This is a genomic window from Motilimonas cestriensis (assembly GCF_021295315.1).
Classification (GTDB): Bacteria; Pseudomonadota; Gammaproteobacteria; order Enterobacterales; family CBDFNC01; genus Motilimonas; species Motilimonas cestriensis.
In genome coordinates this window covers 1-3839 of sequence record NZ_JAIMJA010000053.1, presented here as the reverse complement: position 1 = coordinate 3839, position 3839 = coordinate 1, and the positions used below count along the sequence as shown (strand labels likewise).

General features: G+C 61.0%; 3 protein-coding genes and 2 pseudogenes. 2 read left to right on the top strand and 3 right to left on the bottom strand.

Translation table 11 applies throughout. From position 1 onward, the window contains the following. Window positions 1-237, top strand: a pseudogene (locus K6Y31_RS21835) (hypothetical protein); the annotation flags it as partial. 187 nt (window positions 238-424) lie between these two features. On the opposite strand, the gene tetR(A) reads toward K6Y31_RS21835, so the two are convergent. Beyond that, window positions 425-1090 (bottom strand): tetracycline resistance transcriptional repressor TetR(A), encoded by a 666-nt coding sequence (tetR(A), locus tag K6Y31_RS21830; protein WP_172687088.1) that lies wholly within the window; start codon window positions 1088-1090, stop codon window positions 425-427. A gap of 105 nt (window positions 1091-1195) precedes the next feature. Here tetR(A) and tet(A) point away from each other — a divergent pair, with 105 nt between their 5' ends. Continuing rightward, the gene (tet(A), locus tag K6Y31_RS21825; RefSeq protein WP_011645018.1) at window positions 1196-2395 is read left to right on the top strand and encodes a tetracycline efflux MFS transporter Tet(A); all 1200 of its coding nucleotides are present in this window, start codon (window positions 1196-1198) and stop codon (window positions 2393-2395) included. Window positions 2396-2533: 138 nt separating this feature from the next. On the opposite strand, the pseudogene K6Y31_RS21820 reads toward tet(A), so the two are convergent. Then, window positions 2534-2606: pseudogene (locus K6Y31_RS21820) on the bottom strand (TetR family transcriptional regulator); the annotation flags it as partial. Between the two features lie 19 nt (window positions 2607-2625). Continuing rightward, the gene (trfA, locus tag K6Y31_RS21815; protein ID WP_001082279.1) at window positions 2626-3774 is read right to left on the bottom strand and encodes a plasmid replication initiator TrfA; all 1149 of its coding nucleotides are present in this window, start codon (window positions 3772-3774) and stop codon (window positions 2626-2628) included. Window positions 3775-3839 lie beyond the last annotated feature (65 nt).

The window sequence follows — 3839 nt, the reverse complement described above, 5'->3', positions numbered from 1 at the left end:
TTACAACGTCGTGACTGGGAAAACCCTGGCGTTACCCAACTTAATCGCCTTGCAGCACATCCCCCTTTCGCCAGCTGGCGTAATAGCGAAGAGGCCCGCACCGATCGCCCTTCCCAACAGTTGCGCAGCCTGAATGGCGAATGGCGCCTGATGCGGTATTTTCTCCTTACGCATCTGTGCGGTATTTCACACCGCATATGGTGCACTCTCAGTACAATCTGCTCTGATGCCGCATAGTTAAGCCAGCCCCGACACCCGCCAACACCCGCTGACGCGCCCTGACGGGCTTGTCTGCTCCCGGCATCCGCTTACAGACAAGCTGTGACCGTCTCCGGGAGCTGCATGTGTCAGAGGTTTTCACCGTCATCACCGAAACGCGCGAGACGAAAGGGCCTCGTGATACGCCTATTTTTATAGGTTAATGTCATGATAATAATGGTTTCTTAGCACCCTTTCTCGGTCCTTCAACGTTCCTGACAACGAGCCTCCTTTTCGCCAATCCATCGACAATCACCGCGAGTCCCTGCTCGAACGCTGCGTCCGGACCGGCTTCGTCGAAGGCGTCTATCGCGGCCCGCAACAGCGGCGAGAGCGGAGCCTGTTCAACGGTGCCGCCGCGCTCGCCGGCATCGCTGTCGCCGGCCTGCTCCTCAAGCACGGCCCCAACAGTGAAGTAGCTGATTGTCATCAGCGCATTGACGGCGTCCCCGGCCGAAAAACCCGCCTCGCAGAGGAAGCGAAGCTGCGCGTCGGCCGTTTCCATCTGCGGTGCGCCCGGTCGCGTGCCGGCATGGATGCGCGCGCCATCGCGGTAGGCGAGCAGCGCCTGCCTGAAGCTGCGGGCATTCCCGATCAGAAATGAGCGCCAGTCGTCGTCGGCTCTCGGCACCGAATGCGTATGATTCTCCGCCAGCATGGCTTCGGCCAGTGCGTCGAGCAGCGCCCGCTTGTTCCTGAAGTGCCAGTAAAGCGCCGGCTGCTGAACCCCCAACCGTTCCGCCAGTTTGCGTGTCGTCAGACCGTCTACGCCGACCTCGTTCAACAGGTCCAGGGCGGCACGGATCACTGTATTCGGCTGCAACTTTGTCATGCTTGACACTTTATCACTGATAAACATAATATGTCCACCAACTTATCAGTGATAAAGAATCCGCGCGTTCAATCGGACCAGCGGAGGCTGGTCCGGAGGCCAGACGTGAAACCCAACATACCCCTGATCGTAATTCTGAGCACTGTCGCGCTCGACGCTGTCGGCATCGGCCTGATTATGCCGGTGCTGCCGGGCCTCCTGCGCGATCTGGTTCACTCGAACGACGTCACCGCCCACTATGGCATTCTGCTGGCGCTGTATGCGTTGGTGCAATTTGCCTGCGCACCTGTGCTGGGCGCGCTGTCGGATCGTTTCGGGCGGCGGCCAATCTTGCTCGTCTCGCTGGCCGGCGCCACTGTCGACTACGCCATCATGGCGACAGCGCCTTTCCTTTGGGTTCTCTATATCGGGCGGATCGTGGCCGGCATCACCGGGGCGACTGGGGCGGTAGCCGGCGCTTATATTGCCGATATCACTGATGGCGATGAGCGCGCGCGGCACTTCGGCTTCATGAGCGCCTGTTTCGGGTTCGGGATGGTCGCGGGACCTGTGCTCGGTGGGCTGATGGGCGGTTTCTCCCCCCACGCTCCGTTCTTCGCCGCGGCAGCCTTGAACGGCCTCAATTTCCTGACGGGCTGTTTCCTTTTGCCGGAGTCGCACAAAGGCGAACGCCGGCCGTTACGCCGGGAGGCTCTCAACCCGCTCGCTTCGTTCCGGTGGGCCCGGGGCATGACCGTCGTCGCCGCCCTGATGGCGGTCTTCTTCATCATGCAACTTGTCGGACAGGTGCCGGCCGCGCTTTGGGTCATTTTCGGCGAGGATCGCTTTCACTGGGACGCGACCACGATCGGCATTTCGCTTGCCGCATTTGGCATTCTGCATTCACTCGCCCAGGCAATGATCACCGGCCCTGTAGCCGCCCGGCTCGGCGAAAGGCGGGCACTCATGCTCGGAATGATTGCCGACGGCACAGGCTACATCCTGCTTGCCTTCGCGACACGGGGATGGATGGCGTTCCCGATCATGGTCCTGCTTGCTTCGGGTGGCATCGGAATGCCGGCGCTGCAAGCAATGTTGTCCAGGCAGGTGGATGAGGAACGTCAGGGGCAGCTGCAAGGCTCACTGGCGGCGCTCACCAGCCTGACCTCGATCGTCGGACCCCTCCTCTTCACGGCGATCTATGCGGCTTCTATAACAACGTGGAACGGGTGGGCATGGATTGCAGGCGCTGCCCTCTACTTGCTCTGCCTGCCGGCGCTGCGTCGCGGGCTTTGGAGCGGCGCAGGGCAACGAGCCGATCGCTGATCGTGGAAACGATAGGCCTATGCCATGCGGGTCAAGGCGACTTCCGGCAAGCTATACGCGCCCTAGAATTGTCAATTTTAATCCTCTGTTTATCGGCAGTTCGTAGAGCGCGCCGTGCGTCCCGAGCGATACTGAGCGAAGCAAGTGCGTCGAGCAGTGCCCGCTTGTTCCTGAAATGCCAGTAAAGCGCTGGCTGCTGAACCCCCAGCCGGAACTGACCCCACAAGGCCCTAGCGTTTGCAATGCACCAGGTCATCATTGACCCAGGCGTGTTCCACCAGGCCGCTGCCTCGCAACTCTTCGCAGGCTTCGCCGACCTGCTCGCGCCACTTCTTCACGCGGGTGGAATCCGATCCGCACATGAGGCGGAAGGTTTCCAGCTTGAGCGGGTACGGCTCCCGGTGCGAGCTGAAATAGTCGAACATCCGTCGGGCCGTCGGCGACAGCTTGCGGTACTTCTCCCATATGAATTTCGTGTAGTGGTCGCCAGCAAACAGCACGACGATTTCCTCGTCGATCAGGACCTGGCAACGGGACGTTTTCTTGCCACGGTCCAGGACGCGGAAGCGGTGCAGCAGCGACACCGATTCCAGGTGCCCAACGCGGTCGGACGTGAAGCCCATCGCCGTCGCCTGTAGGCGCGACAGGCATTCCTCGGCCTTCGTGTAATACCGGCCATTGATCGACCAGCCCAGGTCCTGGCAAAGCTCGTAGAACGTGAAGGTGATCGGCTCGCCGATAGGGGTGCGCTTCGCGTACTCCAACACCTGCTGCCACACCAGTTCGTCATCGTCGGCCCGCAGCTCGACGCCGGTGTAGGTGATCTTCACGTCCTTGTTGACGTGGAAAATGACCTTGTTTTGCAGCGCCTCGCGCGGGATTTTCTTGTTGCGCGTGGTGAACAGGGCAGAGCGGGCCGTGTCGTTTGGCATCGCTCGCATCGTGTCCGGCCACGGCGCAATATCGAACAAGGAAAGCTGCATTTCCTTGATCTGCTGCTTCGTGTGTTTCAGCAACGCGGCCTGCTTGGCCTCGCTGACCTGTTTTGCCAGGTCCTCGCCGGCGGTTTTTCGCTTCTTGGTCGTCATAGTTCCTCGCGTGTCGATGGTCATCGACTTCGCCAAACCTGCCGCCTCCTGTTCGAGACGACGCGAACGCTCCACGGCGGCCGATGGCGCGGGCAGGGCAGGGGGAGCCAGTTGCACGCTGTCGCGCTCGATCTTGGCCGTAGCTTGCTGGACCATCGAGCCGACGGACTGGAAGGTTTCGCGGGGCGCACGCATGACGGTGCGGCTTGCGATGGTTTCGGCATCCTCGGCGGAAAACCCCGCGTCGATCAGTTCTTGCCTGTATGCCTTCCGGTCAAACGTCCGATTCATTCACCCTCCTTGCGGGATTGCCCCGACTCACGCCGGGGCAATGTGCCCTTATTCCTGATTTGACC

Coding starts and splice junctions, on each gene's coding strand:
- trfA (WP_001082279.1), bottom strand. CDS start 3,774: ATGAATCGGACGTTTGACCGGAAGGCATACAGGCAAGAACTGATCGAC.